Source organism: Streptomyces sp. YIM 121038 (assembly GCF_006088715.1).
In the GTDB taxonomy this organism is placed as follows: Bacteria; Actinomycetota; Actinomycetes; order Streptomycetales; family Streptomycetaceae; genus Streptomyces.
Genome location: NZ_CP030771.1, coordinates 7217293 through 7234647, shown reverse-complemented (window position 1 = coordinate 7234647; position 17355 = coordinate 7217293). Strand labels below are relative to the sequence as shown.

The following is a 17355-nucleotide window of genomic DNA, read 5'->3' as shown; positions in this document are numbered from 1 at the left end:
TCCCTCGAACCCACGCATGCGTCGAAGGCACAAAAGCCGTCCGGGCGGGTACGTACGTTCGCATGACGTCTCCGCGCCCCGCGCCCGATGTCCCGCAGCCGCCGACCGCCACGTACCGGCTGCAGCTGTGTCCGGAGTTCCCCTTCGCGGCGGCCGAGGCCGCGGTGCCCTATCTGGCCGCGCTCGGGGTCTCGCACCTGCATCTGTCGCCGGTCCTGGAGGCGGTGCCCGGCTCCGCGCACGGCTACGACGTCGTGGACCACGCGCGCGTGCGGGGCGAGCTGGGCGGCGAGGCGGGCCTGCGGGCGCTCGCGCGCGCGGCGCGGGCGGCCGGGCTCGGCCTGGTCGTGGACATCGTGCCGAACCACATGGCGGCCGACCCGCTGCACAACCGCGCGCTGTGGGAGGTGCTCCGCGACGGGCCCGCGTCGCCGTACGCGCGCTGGTTCGACGTGGACTGGGCGGCGGGCGGCGGCAGGCTGCTGCTGCCCGTGCTCGGCCACCGGCTCGGCGCGGACCTCGCGCAGCTGCGCGTCGACGGCGGAGTGCTGCGCTACCACGACCGGGTGTTCCCGCTGCGCGCGGGCACCGAGCGGCTGCCGCTGCCGCGGCTGCTCGACGCGCAGTGGTACCGGCTCGCCTGGTGGCGGCTCGCCCGCACGGAGCTCAACTACCGGCGCTTCTTCACCATCTCGGACCTGATCGCCGTACGGGTGGAGGACCCCGAGGTGTTCGAGGCGACACACGCCACCCTCCTCGGGCTGCTCGGCGAGGGCGTCGTCGACGGCCTGCGCGTCGACCACCCGGACGGGCTCGTGGACCCGGGTGCGTACCTCGGGCGGCTGCACGAGGCGACGGGCGGACGCTGGACGGTCGTCGAGAAGATCCTGGCCGACGGCGAGCGCCTGCCCGCGGCCTGGCCGGTGGCGGGCACCACCGGCTACGACGCGCTGCGGCACGTCGACGGGGTGCTCACGGACGCGGCGGGAGCGCGCGAACTGCGCGGCCGCTACCGCCGGTTCGCCGCGGCGCCCGCCGACCGGGGCGGCGACTGGCGGGCGACCGTGCGGCGCGCCGCGTACAAGGTCGTCACGCGGGAGCTGGCCGCCGAGGTGGAGCGGCTGACGCGCGAGGCGGACGCGCTGTGCGCGACGGACCCCGGCCTCAGGGACCACGCCCCGTGGGCGCTGCGGACGGCGCTGCGGGAGCTGCTCGTGCGCCTGGAGGTCTACCGTCCGTACGCGCGCGGGGGCGCCGACCCCGCGACGGTCCTGACGGCGGGCGCGGCCGCCGAGGCCAGGCGGGTGTTCGTGGTTCCCGAGGAGGCCGAAGCGGTCGACGCGGTACGGGACCTGGCCCTCGGCAGGCGCGGCGACGACGAGCGGTGCGCGGCGTTCCGGGCGCGGTTCGCGCAGACGGCGGCGGCGCTGCGGGCCAAGTCCGTGGAGGACACCGCGTTCTACCGGTACGTGCCGCTCCTGTCGGCGGCCGAGGTGGGCGGCGAGCCGGGGCGGCCCGCGCTCGACGTGGCGGAGTTCCACGCGTACTGCGCGCGCGTGCGGCGGGACTGGCCGTACTCCGGCACGGCCCTGACGACCCACGACACCAAGCGCAGCGCCGAGGTCCGGGCGGGCATCAGCGTCCTCACGCAGGCCCCCGAGCGGTGGGACGCGCTGCTCGCCGACGTGACGCGGCAGACCGTGCGGGCGCCCGACCCCCAACTGGCCTGGGCGGCCTGGCAGACGGCGGTGGGCTTCGCCCCGGCCGCGCGCGACGGCTCCGGCGACTACGGGAGGCGGCTCCAGGAGGCCCTCCTGAAGCACGTGCGGGAGGCGGGCCTGCACACGAGCTGGACGGAGCGCGACGAGGGCTACGAAGGGGCCGTGACGGCGTTCCTGGCGGCGGGCCCGTGCGGCCCTTCACTGGACACGGTGGCCGGGTTCGCGGCCGAACTCGCCCCGCACGCGCGCGTGAACGTCCTCAGTGCCGCGCTGCTGCACCTGACGATGCCGGGCGTGCCGGATCTGTACCAGGGCACGGAGCGCGCCTTCCACGCCTTGGTCGACCCCGACAACCGCCGCCCCACGACCTTCGACGCGGGCCTGTTGGAGGGACTCGGCGCGCGCCGGGACTCCTGGGACCTGTCGGACGAGAAGCTGGCGGTCACCGCGGCGGCGCTGCGGCTGCGGGCGCGGCGGCCCGGCCTGTTCGGCGGCGGGAGCACGTACGAGCCGCTGACGGCGTCCGGCCCCTGCGCGGCGCACTGTCTGGCCTACTGCCGCTCCGGGGGCGTGGTGGTGGCCGTGACGCGGCTGTCGCTGCGTCTCGCGGACGCGGGCGGCTGGCGGGACACGGCCCTGTCGCTGCCCCGGGGGGCGTGGACCGATCTGCTCACTCCGGGGCGCGAGTTCGCTGGGTGCACGCGCGTGGACGAACTGCTCGCGCCGCTTCCGGTGGCTCTTTTGGAGCGCGCCTGACGGCGGGCGCCGGGGGCACGCTCCGCCCGGAGCGGGGCATACCGGTCCGTGAATGGGACGGATGGAGCGAGCGGAGCCATGTGTACCAGGCGTGGGCTCCGTGGAGCCCGCCTTCAGGGTGCTTGACACGCGTACCGCCGCGTGGCGTACTGCGGATTGCGTCAGCGGACCAGTCGGGGGTGAGTCAACTGGCGGCGAACCGCTATCCCAGTGTTCCCGAACTCGTCGTGTCCGCGCGGGAGCTGGCGGCTCACCGTCCTGATCTGTGCACGCTGCGCCAGGTCGGCTCCTCGCGCGCGGGCCGCCCCCTGCACCTGCTGTCCGTCGGGCACCGCCCGCGCGCGGTGCTCGTGGTGGCGGGCGCGCACGCCAACGAACCCACGGGCGGCTCGACCCTCGTCGCCCTCGCCGAGTGGACGGTGCGCGACGCCGCGCTGCGGGCCGACACGTCCTGGCACTTCCTGCTGTGCGCCGACCCGGACGGCGCGAACCTGCACCGCACCCCGGCGCCGCGCACCCTCCTGGACTACCACCGGCACTTCTTCCGCCCGGCGGGCCCGGAGCAGCCCGAGTGGTCGCCGTCCGTCCTGCCGCCGGACCGGCTGCCGCCCGAGACCCGCGCCCTGAAGGGCGTCATCGACGAACTGCGGCCCTACTTGCAGGTGTCGCTGCACTGCACCGACCTCGGCGGCAGCTGGGTGCAGCTGACCCGGGACATCCCCGGGCTCGCCGCGCCGTTCGCCGCGTCGGCGGCGCGCCTCGGCATCCCGGTGGAGACGGGGGCGTCGGACGCGGCGGGCTGGCCGGTGTCGGGGCCCGGCGTCCACGTGCTGCCCGGGCCCGGCTCGGCGGCCGCCTATCCGAGCCTGCCGGAGGACGCCCGGCACACCACGTGGCACCACGCGCACCGCTACGGCGGCGTGACGGCCATCGTGGAGGTGCCGATGTGGGCGAGCGACATGGTGGACGACATGGCCGTGCACCCGGCGCCCCGCGCGGCCCTGCGCGGCTTCGCCCGGCGCCTGCGGCACGACGCGGGCCTGGTGGAGGACGTCCTCGGCGACGCGCTGCCCCGGCTCCCCGGGGCGGACGGGCCGTTGCTGCGGGCGGCCCGGTGGGCGCTCGACCTGGTGCCGGGGCTCGCCGACGACTGGGGCCGGCTGCCGCCCGCCGGGACGTCGATGGCGTACATCGGCAGCGTGGACGCCTTCGGGCGGCGCCTCCCGCTGCGGGCGGCCGCGATGCTCCTCAGGGTCCTCCGGGAGGCCGACGACCGGGCCGCGCCCCGTCTGGACCGGCTGGTGACGCGGTGGAGCGAGGCGTTCGCCGACCGGTTCGAGGCCCGCTGGGTGCCGCTGGAGCGCCAGGTCGAGCACCAGGCGCGGACGGCGGTGGAGGCGGCCCGGCACGCGCGCGTACGGGACGTGTGAGGGGCGGCCGGTAGGGGCCGGGCTCCCCCGGGCCCTCGGGTCCCCGGAGCAGGGGGGAGGTGGGCGCGCGGGTCTCAGGCCGCCGCGAGGCAGAACGACATGTGGCCGAAGGAGACCTGGTCCCCGGCCTGCACGACGGCGGCGCCGATCACCCGGCGGCCGTTGACGGACGTGCCGTTCGTGGAACCGAGGTCGCGCAGGACCCACAGGCCGCCCTGGTGGATCAGCTCGGCGTGGACGCGTGAGACGGTGTCGTGGCTCAGCCGCAGGCCGTTCGCCGGGTCCCGGCCGATGCGCAGCGGATACGCGCCCGGCGCCGGGAGCAGCAGCTTGGGCAGCTTCTCCGCCTGCCAGGCCCGGCGCAGCTTCACGCCGAAGCCGGAGACCGCGCCGACGGTGGACAGCGCGAGCCGCGTCCAGCGGTTCTCCGTGCGCAGATCGGCGGTGAGCACGGCCAGTTCCTGCCGCTTGCGGGCGGCGAGGGCCAGCTCCATGCGGCGGACGAACGTGTCGTGCGAGAGACGGCCGAGCGCCGCGCCCTCCCTGAGCACCTCCAGGGCCCGCTCCCGCTCGGCGTCGCTCACCCGCCCCGCCTGTGTGTCGTACTCGGGGGAAGCCGCGGAAGAAAGGGTCACGTCGACGATTGTCGGCCAGCTCAGCCCGGGTGTCCAGAATCGGCCGAACTCCTCCGCCGCGATCACTTCTGGCGCACCATGGAGGCACGGCGACACAGGGGCCAACGAGGGGGTCTTCCGGTGAGGTTCGAGGTGTGGGCACCGCGCGCGGAGCGGGTCGATCTGGTCCTGGAGGACGCGGGGCCGGGCGGCGCCGAGGGCGGCACGCGGGCCCTGGCGCGCGATCCGGTGCGCCCCGGGTGGTGGGCCGTGGAGGCCGCGGCCCAGGACGGCACCCGGTACGGCTTCGCGCTCGACGGCGGCACCGCGCTGCCCGACCCCCGCTCGGCCCGGCAGCCGGACGGACCCGACGGGCCGAGCGCCGTCGTCGACCACGCGCGGTTCGCCTGGCGCGCGCCGTGGCCGGGGCGCGGCCTGCGGGACGCGGTCCTGTACGAGCTGCACGTGGGCACGTACACGCGCGAGGGCACCCTGGACGCGGCGGCGGAGCGCCTCGGCCACCTCGTCGACCTGGGCGTCACACACGTCGAGTTGATGCCGGTGTGCCCCTTCCCGGGGCGGCACGGGTGGGGCTACGAGGGGGTGTCGCTGTGGGCCGTGCACGAGCCGTACGGCGGGCCCGACGCGCTGAAGCGGTTCGTCGACGCGGCCCACGGCGCGGGCCTCGGCGTGGTCCTGGACGTGGTGCACAACCACCTCGGCCCGTCGGGGAACCATCTGCCCGCCTTCGGCCCGTACTTCACGGACACCCACCACACCCCGTGGGGCGCCGCCGTCAACCTGGACGCGCCCGGCTCGGACGAGGTGCGGGCGTACCTCGTCGGCAGCGCGCTCGCCTGGCTGCGGGACTACCGCGTGGACGCGCTGCGCCTGGACGCCGTGCACGCGCTGTGCGACACCCGGGCGCGGCCCTTCCTGGAGGAGCTGGCGACGGCCGTCGACGCGCTCGCCGGCGAGCTCGGCAGACCGCTCGGGCTCATCGCGGAGTCGGACCTGAACGACCCGCGGCTCATCACCCCGCGCACCCGCGGCGGCCTGGGCCTGGACGCCCAGTGGAGCGACGACTTCCACCACGCGCTGCACACCGCGCTGACCGGCGAGTCCCACGGCTACTACGCGGACTTCGCCGTGGCCCCGTTCGCGGCCCTGGAGAAGACGCTGACGCACGGCTACTTCCACGACGGCACGTACTCCAGCTTCCGGGGCCGGGCGCACGGGCGCCCGCTCGACCGCGAGCGCACGCCCGCGTACCGGCTGGTCGGCTACGCGCAGACGCACGACCAGGTCGGCAATCGCGCGCAGGGCGACCGGCTCTCCGCCACGCTCTCCCCCGGGCTGCTCGCGTGCGCGGCCGCGCTGACGCTCACGGGTCCCTTCACGCCGATGCTGTTCATGGGCGAGGAGTGGGCGGCCTCGACGCCGTGGCAGTTCTTCACCGACCACACCGACCCCGGGCTCGCGCGGGCCGTACGACAGGGCAGGCGGCGGGAGTTCGCCGCGCACGGGTGGGCGCGGGAGGAGATTCCCGATCCGCAGGACCCGGCGACGCGGGAGCGCTCCTGCCTCGACTGGGCCGAGCGCGAGAAGGGCCACCACGCGCGCGTGCTCGGCTGGTACCGCGAGCTGATCGCGCTGCGCCGGGAGCGGGGCGACCTCACCGACGCCGATCTGGCCGCGGTGCGCGTCGCCCATGACGCGGGGGCGCGCTGGTTCGCCGTGCGGCGCGGGGACCTGCGGATCGTGGTGAACCTCGCGCAGAGCGCCGCCGAGGTCCCGTTGGGCGTGCGCCACGCGCGCGTGCTCGCCGCGTGGGAGCCCGTCGGGGGCCCGGACGCGGACGGGACCGTGCGGCTGCCCGGCGAGTCGTGCGCGGTGCTCGCCGTGGAGTAGCCGGGGCCGTGCCGGGTCCCCGCATAGCCTGGTGGCGACTTCGAGGAGGGCACGACCATGGAACAGCGGCGGCTGGGGAACACCGGACTCCGGGTCAGCGAACTGTGCTTCGGCGCCATGACGTTCGGCGGCGGCGCGGACGAGCGGGTCGCGCACGCGATGCTGGACGCGTTCACGGAGGCGGGCGGCACGTTCGTCGACACCGCCGACGCCTATGCCAACGGCGTGTCGGAGGAGGTGCTCGGCCGCTGGCTCAAGGGCCGCGTACGGGACGACCTGGTGATCGCCACCAAGGTGTTCCTGCCGATGGGCGAGGCGCCGAACGCGCGCGGGCTGAGCCGCAAGCACGTCCTCGCGGCGGTGGACGCGAGCCTGCGCCGCCTCGGCACGGACTATGTGGATCTGTACCAGACGCACGTGTGGGACGCGCACACGCCGATCGAGGAGACCCTGTCCACGCTCGACACCCTGGTGCGGGCGGGCAAGGTCCGCCACCTCGGCGCGAGCAACCACGGCCCCGGGCAGCTCCAGAAGGCCCGCGACGTGGCCCACGCGCGCGGCTGGGAGCCGTATGTGTGCCTCCAGCCGATCTACAACCTCCTGGCGCGCGAGGCCGAGTGGGAGCTCCTTCCGCTGTGCCGCGCGGAGGGCGTCGGCGTCATCCCGTACAGCCCGCTGCACGCCGGGTGGCTCTCGGGGAAGTACCGGCGCGGCATGGCGGCACCGCCGCGGGGCGCGCGCGGCGGCGGGCAGTGGGCCGAGCGGGCCACGGAGGCGACCTGGCGGGTCGTGGACGCGGTGCTCGGCGTCGCCGAGGAGACCGGGCGCACGCCCGCGCAGGTCGCGCTGCGGTGGCTGCTCCAGCGGCCGGGCGTCACCGCGCCGATCGTCGGCGCGCGGTCCGTGGAACAGCTCACCGACAATCTGGGCGCGGTGGGGTGGACGCTCGACGCGGACCAGCTGCGGCGCCTCGACGGGGCGAGCGCCGGGCCGCTGCCGCCGCCCTACGACGTGCTCGCGCACTTCGCCCAGGGCTGAGCCCGGCCGCCTCAGTTCACGACGGCCATCTCACGCGGGGTGTTGTTGAGGCGCCGGCCGCCGTCCTCGGTCACCGTGACGATGTCCTCGATGCGGACGCCGAAGCGGCCCGGCAGATAGATGCCGGGCTCCACGGAGAAGCACATGCCGGGCACGAGCGGCTGCTCCTCGCCCTCGATCATGTACGGCGGCTCGTGGGTGGTGACGCCGATGCCGTGCCCGGTGCGGTGGATGAAGTACTCGCCGTACCCGGCGTCGGTGATGACGGCGCGCGCCACGCGGTCGACCTCCTGGCAGGCGATGCCGGGGCGCACCGCGCGGCACGCGGCGTCCTGGGCCTCGCGCACCACGTCGTGCACGCGCCGCTCCTCGGCGGAGGGCTCCCCGACGTGCACGGTGCGCGAGGTGTCGGAGCCGTAGCCGTGCTTGAGGCCGCCGAAGTCGAGGACGACCATGTCGCCGTGGGCGATGACGCGGTCGCCCGCCTCGTGGTGCGGGCTCGCGCCGTTCGGGCCCGAGCCGACGACGGTGAAGTCCACCTGCTCGTGCCCGAACTGCCGCAGCAGATCGGCGAGGTCACCCGCGACGTCGGTCTCCTTGCGGCCCGCGAACGGGACCTTCTGGATCTCCTCGTACGTGGCGTCGGCCGCGGCTCCCGCCGCGGTGAGGCGCTCCAGCTCCGCCGCGTCCTTGACGGCCCGCAGCATCGGCAGGGCCTCGGTGAGCGCGACGTACGAGCTGGCGGGCAACTGCCGCTGCATGCCCAGCAGATGGAGCGCCCAGGCGTTGTCGCTGACGCCGAAGCGGCCGTCTTTCGCGAGCAGCGGCGCGGCCACCCCGTACGGGTCGACGCCGTCGGTCCAGTCGCGCAGGGTCAGCGCGGCCGCGCCCGCCGCGCGCGCGGCGTCCGGGGCCTCCAGGGTGGGCACCACGAGCACGGGGTCCTGGCCGGGGGCGAGCACGAGCAGGGTGAGCCGCTCGGTGTCGGCGGGCACGCGGTAGCCCGTCAGCCACACCAGATCGGGTCCGGGCGCGACGAGGACGCCCGCGAGGCCCGCTTCGGCGGCGGCGCGCGCGGCGCGGTCCATCCGGGCGCGGTAGTCGTCGGCGGTGAACGGCGCGGGCGTGGCCGGGGTCATCGGTCCTCCTGAAGCGTCTGCGGCGCCTGCCCGCGGCGGTCCCGCGGGCAGGGATCTTCCCCAGCATCCTGCCCGCGCGCCCCGCGCGGCGCGAGCGGGTATCGCGGCCCGGACCGCCCCGTCCGCGACCTGCCGCACGCGGGGCAGGCCACCGGTTCCCAGGTGGCTGTTCCCCGAACCCACGGCTAATGGTTAGATGCCGTGCATCCATTAGTTCGAGGCCGGGCCCGGGTGCGGACAGGGGCACTTGGACGGCGCCCGGGGCACCGGAGGGACGTACGGCATGCTGGTACTCGCGCAGATCAGTGACCTTCATCTGGACGGCGGCGCCCGGGCGACCGAGCGCGCCGAGCGCGTCATGGAGCGGCTGCGGGCGCTGCCCCGGCCCGTGGACGCGCTGCTCGTGACCGGCGACATCGCCGACCACGGCGAGGAGGCCGAGTACAAGGAGGCGGCGCGCCTGCTGTTCACCGACGCGCCCTGGCCCGTGCTCACCTGCCCCGGCAACCACGACCGGCGCACGCCCTTCCGTACGGCCCTGCTCGGCGAGCCCGCGGCGAGCGCGTCCGAGGCGCCGGTGAACAGCGCCCACCGCGTCGGCGGCGCCGAGGTCCTCCTGCTCGACTCCAGCGTGCCGGGCCACGACCACGGGCTGCTCGACGGGACGACGTACGCCTGGCTGGAGGACCGGCTCGACGCCCTCGGCGGACGGACGCCGGTGCTGCTCGCCCTCCACCACCACCCCGCGCCCGTGCACCATCCGCGCCTGGACACCGCGTGGCCGCTGCGCGAGCCGCACCGGCTCCGGGCGCTGGTGGAGCGCCGCCCGGAGATCGCGGGCCTGATCGTCGGGCACGCGCACACGCCCGCGGCGACCACCTTCGCGGGGCGGCCGCTGGTCGTCGGGCCCGGCGTGGTCTCGACGCTGCGCCTTCCGTGGGAGGGCGAGGGCCTGGTCGACCTGGACGCCCCGGCGGGGTTCGCCCTCCATGTGCTCGACGACGAGGGGCGGTTGACGTCCCACTTCCGCGTGGTCTGACGGCCCCGCCGCGCGCCCTCAGGTGGTGAAGCCCGGGGTGACCGTCAGGGTCCTGCGGGCGCCGGTCGGATGACGCACCGTCAGAGTGACGTTCCTGCCCGGGCGTGCCGCGGCCACCGCGCGGACGAGGTCCGCCGCCGTGCGCACCCGGGTGCCGTCGAACGCGACGACCACGTCGCGCCGCAGGAGGCCCGCCGCGTGGCCGGGGCCCGGCACGTGCACGCCGACGAGCAGGGCGCCGCCCGCCGCCGGGGCGTCGGCCGCCTCGACGCCGAGGACCAGGCGCGGGCCCGCGGAGCGGAGCGTCTGCGGCCGCGGGCCCGACGGCACGGTGGCCGTGGCCGTCCTGTCGGCGGGCCGCTCGCCGGAGGCCGAGCCTCCGGAAGACGAGCCTCCGGAAGCCGCCCCGCCCGTGGGTTTCCCGCCCTTGGACCGCGCGCCGGGGGGCGTGTGCCCCGGCGCGCCGGGGGGTGCGCCCGCGCCTGCCTGGCGCTGCATCTCCGCGAGGCTGCTCATGCCGATGACGGTGGCGCCGACCGTGCCGAGGCCCACCCCGGTGAGCACCAGGACCGCCGCGCACAGCAGGCCGAGCAGGAGCGTGGTGAGCCGTTTGCCGCGGCGGCGCGCGGCGTGCGGGCGGGGGCCGTTGGCGGGTCTCTCGCCCGTGGCGGGCTCCCGTCCGGGCATGGGCTTGGGACGCAACGCGGTCTGTTTCATGGCTCGCCTCCGGCCACAGCCCTACCCGGCGTGACCCGGCGCGACGATTCACGAACGGGTGACGTCGAGGCGCGCGGCGAAGGCGGCCGCGGCACCGCGCAGCGCCCCGGTGTGCAGCAGTTCGGTGCGGTGCACGACGCGGGGCGCGGTGAGCGGTACGGCGACGGTGCCGTCGGCGCCCCGGGCGTCCGGGGCGGTCGCCGCCGAGCGGGGCAGCAGGGCGAGCCCGTGCCCGGCCGCCGCGAGCGCGATCAGTGTCCGTACGTCCGTGCCGTCGTAGCGCAGGGCCGGGCGGAAGCCCGTGCCGCCCGTCGCGGTGCGCAGCTGGTCCAGGGGCAGGCCCGCGCCGGGGGCGTCCAGCCAGCGGGCGTCGGCGAGGTCCCCTAGGCGAAGCCCCGCGCGGCGGGCCAGCGGGTGCCCGGCGGGCAGCAGGACGCACACCGGTTCCTCGCCCGCGCCCCGGGTGGTGAGCGGAGCCACGTCGGGGACGCGCAGCGGGTCGGTCGGCGCGGCGAGCCCGTCGACGAGCCCCAGCTGGGCGGCGCCGGTCGCGACGGCCTCGGGAACCGCGGCCCGGTCGACCACCCGCAGCGTGACGCCCGTCGGCGGCAGGGCCCGCAGCGTGCGCGGGGTCAGGGCGGTGGGCGCGGCGGCCAGCGTCAGGCCCTCGTCCGGGGCGCCCGCGAGGGCGAGGACCTCCGCGCGGGCCGCGTCGAGCCGCAGCAGCAGCGGCCCCGCGTGGTCGAGGAGCCGCTCGCCCGCGCGCGTGGGCGCGACGGGGCGGCGGGTCAGGAGCGGCGTGCCGAGGTCCTGCTCCAGGGCGGCGATGTGCTGCGAGACGGCGGACTGGGTGTAGCCGAGCGTGCGGGCGGCGGCGGAGAAGGAGGCGAGGCGGACGACGGTGACGTACGTGCGGAGCAGGTGCGGGTCCATGGGGAACAGGATCGCCCCCCCGTCATCAGTGCTGCTGATGGAGGGTGCAGGATTCATCGTTGGACGTGAACGAGGGCTGGTGCGGAGGATGGCCGTCATGAACACGAAATCCCACACGAAGTCCCAAGAGAGCCCTTCCGCTTCCGCTTCCGCGACGCCGCCCGCCCGGCTCGCCCTCGTCGGGGACCGCTCCCCCAACGTCGCCTCGCACACCCGCGTCCCCCTGCTCCTCGACGCGCTCGCCGCCCGGGACGGGCTCGTCCTCGACGCGTACTGGATCCCCACCGAGGACGCCGTCGAGCCGGACGCCGTGCGGGGGTTCGACGCGGTGTGGATGCTGCCCGGGAGCCCGTACCGCAGTGAGGCGGGGGCGCTGGCCGCGATCCGTACCGCGCGCGAGGAGGGCATTCCCTTCCTCGGCACCTGTGGCGGCTTCCAGCACGCGCTCCTGGAGTACGCCCGTCATGCGTGCGGGCTCGCCCACGCCGCGCACGCCGAGAACGACCCCGGCGCCGAGGACCCGCTCATCGCGCCGCTCGCCTGCTCGCTCGTCGGGCACGAAGGGGCCGTGACCCTCGCCCCCGGCTCGCTCGCCGCGGCCGTCCTCGGGGCGGACCGCACGGTGGAGCGCTACCACTGCTCGTACGGACCCAGCGACGTCCGGCTCCTCGATGTGCTGCGGGCGCGGGGGCTGCGGTTCTCGGGCACGGACGAGGAGGGGCAGGTGCGGGTGGCCGAGCTGCCGGGGCATCCCTTCTTCCTCGCGGCCTTGTTCCAGCCGGAGTTGAGCGGGGACGGGACGCGGGCCCATCCCATGGTGCGGGCCCTCGGGCGGGCCGCGGTGGCCCGGGCCGCGGAGCGGGTCGGGGCGGCGGCCTGACGGCGGCTCCCCGGCCCGCTCCGCCCGGTCAGTGGTCGCCGTGGCCGCCGCCATGGCCCCCGTGGTCGAACTTCAGGGCCTCCTTGGGCATCACGACGAAGGGGCGCATCATGCCCATGTCCTCGTGTTCGAGCAGGTGGCAGTGGTACATGAAGCGGCCGTACGCCCCGTCGAACTTGCCGATGACGCGGAGCATCTGGCCGCCGGGGACCAGGAACACGTCCTTCCAGCCGCGTTCGTTGGGAGCGATCGGGACGGGTGCGGCCGGGTCGTGCGCGACCGGTGTGCGCGTGCCGCCGACGGCCGGGTCGAAACCCGAGGCGTCGTACGTGTCGCGGCCGAGGAGCTGGAAGTCGGCCAGGTGGATGTGCATGGGGTGGGTCACGTTCGGCCGGACGGCGAGGTTCAGGAAGCTCCACTGCTCGTACGCGCCCTCGGCGATGGTGAAGCCGAGGCCGTCGTTGAACGTACGGGCCGTCCTGCGGTAGGTCTTCAGGGCGCCGTCGGGCCCGCGGACCTGGATGACGCCGTCGGCGGGGAACTGGATGCCCCCGGGGTCCTTCACCTCCTCCATCTCCCAGATCTCCGGGTGTCCGCCGCCGCCCTTGGTGGCCGGCGGGGTGAGCACGACGAGCCGGTGGCCGTGCGGCACGCCGTGGCCGATCGGGCGGAAGGAGCCGGAGAGGACCTCGGGGAGCCGGAAGGTGTCCGGCGCGCCGCCGCCCTTGCCGACGCGGAACTCCATGACGTGGGGATGGCGCACGTTCCCCGCGGGGTCGGGGAGGCCCGGCGCCGCGTTCGGCCCCTTGTTGACCAGGCGGAGGCGCTTGCCCGCGAGCGCGCGGAAGTCGACGAGGAGGTCGAAGCGCTCGGCGGGCGCGACGGTCAGTGTGGGCGAGGAGCCCGTGGTGCCCCCGAAGTCGATGGGGACCGGGCGCGGCAGCAGGCCGCCGTCGCTGCCGATCTGGTGGAGCACGCCGGGCACGGGGCGGCCTGCCTCGTCGATGAGGACGAGGTCGTACACGCGCGCGTTCGACGCGTTGACCAGGCGGAAGCGGTACCAGGCCGGGGCCACGTCGGCGTAGGGCCAGATGCGGCCGTTGACCGTGGTGTACGGGCCCGTGAAGGGGAGCGTGACCGGCTTGCCCGTCTCGGCGTTCTTCGGGTCGACGATCGCGGTCTTGTGGAGGAGGCGGCCCGTCAGCCTGCCGTCCTCGTCCGTGTCGAGATTCCGGTCGGCGATGAGGAGGGGGATCTCCCGCTTTCCGGAGGGGAGTTGGAGCGCGTCCTCCTCCTCGTCGCGGACCAGATAGGTGCCGTACAGGCCCGCGAACACGTTCCACCTGGTGATGTTCATGGCGTGGTCGTGGTACCACCACTGGACCGCCTGGTGGTCGTTCGGATACTCGGAGAGCTGGGCGTCGCCGGATCCCACCGCGTTGTCCGCCCAGCCGTCGTTCCCGCCGCCCGTCTGGGCGCCGTGGACGTGGGTGACGGTCCAGGCGGGGAGCGCGGCCACGTCCTTGTTCGGCTCGACGCCCTCGCGGCCCGGGAGGGTGCTGGGCGGCTCGCTCGTGCGCTGCACCTCCACCGCGGTGACGGGGAACTCGGTCTCCTTGGGCACGCGGTTGGTCCACGCGACGCGGATGCGCTCGCCGCGCCGCACCTCGATGGTGGGGCCGGGCACGGAGCCCTCGTACCCCCACATCAGGGTGGGCGGGAGCTGCGGGTGCAGACGCACCCAGGCCGGGCGGACCGCGATCTCCGTCTCTTCGCGGACGTCGCCCCCGGCGGGGCGCAGGACGGGCGGGACGGTCAGCGGCGCCACGTACGGAACGAGCTCGCGGCCGTCCGCTTCCCCCGTGGCCGTGCCGCCGCCGTCGGTCGCGCCGGGCTCCGCGGTCGTGTCGAGGGCGGCGGTCGCGTCCGGGTCGGCGGTCGCATCCGGCTGATCGGCCGGGCCGGGCTGGTCGGTCCCGGGCCGGACGTCCAAGTCGAGGTCGATGTCGGTCAAGGTGAACACCCCCGTGTTCAGCTGCGTTTCAGCCTTCACCTCAGAAGACTCCCGGCACAGCACGAAAGTTCCATGAATCCCCCATTCCGGAAAAATCTGGCAAGAGTGCCTGTTCAGGGCCTTGGCTGAGGAATCGGGAGGGCGAGAGATCCGGTTTCGCCCGCGCGGCAGGCCGCCCGGCCTCTAGGCTGCGGGCCCGTGCCCCGTCGCACGCCCCGCACTCCCGGCGGAAGGATGACGCCCCATGCCCGACGCGCCGCCGCTGCCCGACGCGCCCCGTACGCCCGGCACTTCCGGTGTGCCGCTGCGCGCCGAGCTGCTCCTGGACCAGGACGTCAGCGACGCCCTCGGCGACGACCTGGTCGCCGCGCTCGCCGGGCTCGGCGTCCGCACCGCGCGGGTACGCCGCGCCGTCGGTCACCGCGGCGCGGGCGACGTGCCCTGGCTGGTCCTCGCCGCGCTGCCGTTGCAGGCGTTCCTCAGCGGTCTGGGCGCGGAGGCGGTGCGGGACGCCTACGGGGCGTTCAAGGCGGTGGTGGGCCGCCTGGCGCGCCGCGACGGAGCCGCCGCCGCGCCGCCGCGCCCCCTCGTGCTGCGGGACGACCGCAGCGGCCTGAGCGTCGTCCTGGAACCGGACCTCCCCGCCGAAGCGTATGAACGGCTACTGGGGCTCGACTTGACGGCGTTCCGGGTGGGGCCCCTGCACTACGACCGACAGCAGTCCCGCTGGCGTTCCGAGTTGGACGAGGCCGCGGGCTGACCCGGCACCGGCCGCTGATCGGGGGCGCACGAGACGTGGGGGCGCGAAGAGGGACGGCGTACGCCGCGGCGCGAACGGCCTGCGCCGAGGGCGAGGCCCGGTGGGCGCGCGGGGACGCGCCGGGCGCGGAGGCCTCCTTCCGGCGCGCGGCGGACCTCGCGCGCCCGGCACGCGCCGACGACGGCTCCCCGCCCGGGACGCCCCTGACCAACGGCACCCCGGAGACCGCCGATGCCCCGGAGACCACTGGTGCCCCGGAGACCGCCGACGCCTCGGAGACCGCTGGTGCTCCGGACACCGTCGACCCTCCGGACACCACCGATCCTCCAGAAACCGTCAACCCTCCGGACACCGCCGATCCCCCGGAGACCACCGATGCCCCGGACACCGCTGATGCTCCGCGCGCCGCCGCCGCAGCCCCCCGCGCCACCCATGCTCCGGGCACCACCCACACTCCGGACGTCGTCGATGTCACCGCCCAGGACGGCGCCGACGTCCTTGCCCGCGCCCGTATCGGCCTCGGGCGCCTGCGCCTCGCCGCCGGGGACACAGGGCAGGCCCTCGTGGAGTTCCGCCGGGCGCGGGAGGCGGATCCCGGCGGTGCCGCGGCCCCCTTCTGGGCGGGGTGCGCGCTCGCGCGGCGCGGGGACCTCGCGGCGGCCGAGGCGTGCTTCACCGAGGCCCTCGACCGGCCGGACCCGCACCCGCGCGCGGCCGTGCAACGCGCCTACGTACGCGCCAAGTCGGGGCGCGCGGCCGCCGCGCTCGACGATCTGCGGGCGGCGGCGCGGGCCGGGCCGCTCGACGACGAGGCGCGGTGGGTCGAGGCGGCGCTCGGCGGGGGCGCCCGGCAGGTCGCGCTGCGCCTGCGGCGGGCCGCGCTGACCGCGCTCGGCGGGGACGCGCCCGACCGGGAGCGGGCCGCCGCGCTCACCGCCGCGTCCTGGGGGCTGTGCCGCGAGCGCGGCGCGTACGTACCGCTGTACGCGGTGACGCTCGTCGCGGGCGGCCGCCGCGACGCGGCCGTCGGTCTCCTCGACGACGCCACCCGGCACGACCCGGCCGACCACCGGGTCACCCACGCACTCGCACTCATGCTGCTCAACTCCCGCTCTGGCACAGACAGTTCCACCCTCGAACGGTGCGTGGGCGCGTGGGGCGCGCTGCTGCACGACGCCGCCTTCTGGGAGCGGATCCGGCGCGGTGCCGCGTCCCGGTACGGCGTCGACGTGGCGGAGTCCCTCGTACCGGATCTGCGGACCGCGCTGTGCGAGCACCTCGCGCGACGGCTCGCCGACGCCGGTGCCGGCACCGGCGCCAGGGTGCCGCCCGGCCTGCTGCTCCAGCGCGAGGCCGAGGCGGCGCGGCTGCTCGACGCGGCGGCCGGAGCGTCACCACACCTGCCCGGCGCCGCGGACGGCTCGCCGCCGCGACCGCCCGGGGCGACGGACGGACCGCCCGGCCCGCCCGTGCGCGGCGGGCCCCTGCGGATCGCGGCGCTCGGCGCGGTGCGGGAGTTCGGCGCGTTCGCCGCCGCCCGGCCGGACGACGCGCTCGTGCACGCCTTCTCCGAACTGGGCTTCGCACACATGCAGTTGCGGCACGGGCTGCCCGGCGACGCCCTGGCCGCGCTCGGGGAGCTGCGCTGCCCCGCCTGCCGTGCGCGGGCCCGCGCGGCGGACCCGGGCGCCGCGCCCGTGTGCGAGGCGGACTGCCCGCGCTTCGACGAGCTGAACCCGGGCTACGCGGGCCTGGCCGACCGCCACGCACGGCTCGCCCGCGACGCCAGGGACCTCGCGCTGCACGCCCGCGTCACGCTCGGCCACGACCAGCTCCGCGCCGAGCCGCCGGACTTCGGGGCGGCCGCCGCCTCCCTGCGGCGCGCCCTCGTGCACGCCCGGGAGCTCGGCCGCTACCGACCGACCCAGGCGAAGGTCGTCGGCCTCGCCCTCGCCGCCGCGAAGGACGCCCACCGCGCCGGGCTGCTCGGCCGGGCCGTGGCCACCCTGGAGGCCGCCCGCACCGTCATCGGCGCCAACGAACGGCCGCGCATCGACGGCCAGTTGGCGCGGGCCCTCGCCGACCGGGGCATCGTCGAGGCGAACCGCGAGGGCGCCACGCTCGACGCGCCCGCCGCCGATCTGCGGCGCTCGGTGGACCTGAGCCCGCACGGGCGGCGGGCACAGCTCAGCCTCGGTATCGTGCTGCGCGGCCTGGCCCTCCAGCGGTGGGGGTCGGGCAGCCTGTCCGGCGCGCGCGCCGTCCTGGAGGAGGCCGTCGAGGTACTGACGGCGGCGCTCGCCCGCTTCCCCGACGACCCCGAGATCGCCGAGGAGCGGCGCCGGGCCCAGGACGAACTCGACTTCGTACGCGAGCAGTTCGACGAGAGCGGGAGGTGACCGG

At 76.2% G+C, this 17355-nt stretch carries 13 protein-coding genes; 8 read left to right on the top strand and 5 right to left on the bottom strand.

The annotated features are described in order from the left end of the window. Window positions 1-62: 62 nt before the first annotated feature. Together treY and C9F11_RS31105 are read left to right on the top strand one after the other, a co-directional pair. Entirely contained in the window at window positions 63-2477 is a 2415-nt protein-coding gene (gene treY / locus C9F11_RS31110) for a malto-oligosyltrehalose synthase (RefSeq protein ID WP_138962368.1), read from the top strand. Window positions 2478-2665: 188 nt separating this feature from the next. After that, entirely contained in the window at window positions 2666-3907 is a 1242-nt protein-coding gene (locus C9F11_RS31105) for a M14 family zinc carboxypeptidase (RefSeq protein WP_138967205.1), read from the top strand. 74 nt (window positions 3908-3981) lie between these two features. Here the strand turns inward: C9F11_RS31105 and C9F11_RS31100 are convergent, their stop codons facing one another. Beyond that, window positions 3982-4542, bottom strand: a complete 561-nt coding sequence (locus C9F11_RS31100) for a DUF1707 and FHA domain-containing protein (protein WP_138962367.1) — start codon at window positions 4540-4542, stop codon at window positions 3982-3984. Window positions 4543-4662: 120 nt separating this feature from the next. Here C9F11_RS31100 and treZ point away from each other — a divergent pair, with 120 nt between their 5' ends. Both treZ and C9F11_RS31090 read left to right on the top strand, forming a co-directional pair. Further along, the gene (gene treZ, locus C9F11_RS31095) at window positions 4663-6432 is read left to right on the top strand and encodes a malto-oligosyltrehalose trehalohydrolase (RefSeq protein WP_138962366.1); all 1770 of its coding nucleotides are present in this window, start codon (window positions 4663-4665) and stop codon (window positions 6430-6432) included. Window positions 6433-6489: 57 nt separating this feature from the next. Then, window positions 6490-7470 carry an aldo/keto reductase gene (locus C9F11_RS31090; RefSeq protein WP_138962365.1) on the top strand — a complete coding sequence of 327 codons (981 nt, stop codon included), beginning with the start codon at window positions 6490-6492 and terminating at the stop codon, window positions 7468-7470. A gap of 11 nt (window positions 7471-7481) precedes the next feature. Here the strand turns inward: C9F11_RS31090 and C9F11_RS31085 are convergent, their stop codons facing one another. Then, window positions 7482-8609 carry an aminopeptidase P family protein gene (locus tag C9F11_RS31085; protein WP_138962364.1) on the bottom strand — a complete coding sequence of 376 codons (1128 nt, stop codon included), beginning with the start codon at window positions 8607-8609 and terminating at the stop codon, window positions 7482-7484. Window positions 8610-8892: 283 nt separating this feature from the next. Between C9F11_RS31085 and C9F11_RS31080 the strand changes: the two genes are divergently transcribed. After that, window positions 8893-9648, top strand: a complete 756-nt coding sequence (locus C9F11_RS31080; RefSeq protein WP_138962363.1) for a metallophosphoesterase — start codon at window positions 8893-8895, stop codon at window positions 9646-9648. A gap of 18 nt (window positions 9649-9666) precedes the next feature. Here C9F11_RS31080 and C9F11_RS31075 read toward each other — a convergent pair whose 3' ends face one another. Then, the gene (locus C9F11_RS31075) at window positions 9667-10365 is read right to left on the bottom strand and encodes a PDZ domain-containing protein (RefSeq protein ID WP_138962362.1); all 699 of its coding nucleotides are present in this window, start codon (window positions 10363-10365) and stop codon (window positions 9667-9669) included. Between the two features lie 48 nt (window positions 10366-10413). Beyond that, a complete protein-coding gene (locus C9F11_RS31070; protein ID WP_138962361.1) occupies window positions 10414-11298 on the bottom strand; it encodes a LysR family transcriptional regulator in 885 nt (294 codons plus the stop codon). 97 nt (window positions 11299-11395) lie between these two features. Here C9F11_RS31070 and C9F11_RS31065 point away from each other — a divergent pair, with 97 nt between their 5' ends. Then, window positions 11396-12178 (top strand): hypothetical protein, encoded by a 783-nt coding sequence (locus C9F11_RS31065; protein ID WP_138962360.1) that lies wholly within the window; start codon window positions 11396-11398, stop codon window positions 12176-12178. A gap of 28 nt (window positions 12179-12206) precedes the next feature. Here C9F11_RS31065 and phsA read toward each other — a convergent pair whose 3' ends face one another. Further along, window positions 12207-14006, bottom strand: a complete 1800-nt coding sequence (gene phsA, locus C9F11_RS31060; RefSeq protein ID WP_249402244.1) for an O-aminophenol oxidase PhsA — start codon at window positions 14004-14006, stop codon at window positions 12207-12209. A 430-nt stretch (window positions 14007-14436) separates the two neighbouring features. Here phsA and C9F11_RS31055 point away from each other — a divergent pair, with 430 nt between their 5' ends. Further along, a complete protein-coding gene (locus C9F11_RS31055; RefSeq protein ID WP_138962359.1) occupies window positions 14437-14952 on the top strand; it encodes a hypothetical protein in 516 nt (171 codons plus the stop codon). Window positions 14953-14987: 35 nt separating this feature from the next. Next, on the top strand, window positions 14988-17351 hold the full coding sequence (locus C9F11_RS31050; protein WP_138962358.1) for a hypothetical protein: 2364 nt from the start codon (window positions 14988-14990) through the stop codon (window positions 17349-17351). Window positions 17352-17355 lie beyond the last annotated feature (4 nt).

What these genes read in the sequence shown, in the direction of transcription:
- treY (WP_138962368.1), top strand. Translation starts at nt 63, where the DNA reads ATGACGTCTCCGCGCCCCGCGCCCGATGTCCCGCAGCCGCCGACCGCC.
- C9F11_RS31090 (WP_138962365.1), top strand. Translation starts at nt 6,490, where the DNA reads ATGGAACAGCGGCGGCTGGGGAACACCGGACTCCGGGTCAGCGAACTG.
- C9F11_RS31085 (WP_138962364.1), bottom strand. Translation starts at nt 8,609, where the DNA reads ATGACCCCGGCCACGCCCGCGCCGTTCACCGCCGACGACTACCGCGCC.
- C9F11_RS31080 (WP_138962363.1), top strand. Translation starts at nt 8,893, where the DNA reads ATGCTGGTACTCGCGCAGATCAGTGACCTTCATCTGGACGGCGGCGCC.
- C9F11_RS31075 (WP_138962362.1), bottom strand. Translation starts at nt 10,365, where the DNA reads ATGAAACAGACCGCGTTGCGTCCCAAGCCCATGCCCGGACGGGAGCCC.
- C9F11_RS31070 (WP_138962361.1), bottom strand. Translation starts at nt 11,298, where the DNA reads ATGGACCCGCACCTGCTCCGCACGTACGTCACCGTCGTCCGCCTCGCC.
- C9F11_RS31065 (WP_138962360.1), top strand. Translation starts at nt 11,396, where the DNA reads ATGAACACGAAATCCCACACGAAGTCCCAAGAGAGCCCTTCCGCTTCC.
- C9F11_RS31055 (WP_138962359.1), top strand. Translation starts at nt 14,437, where the DNA reads ATGCCCGACGCGCCGCCGCTGCCCGACGCGCCCCGTACGCCCGGCACT.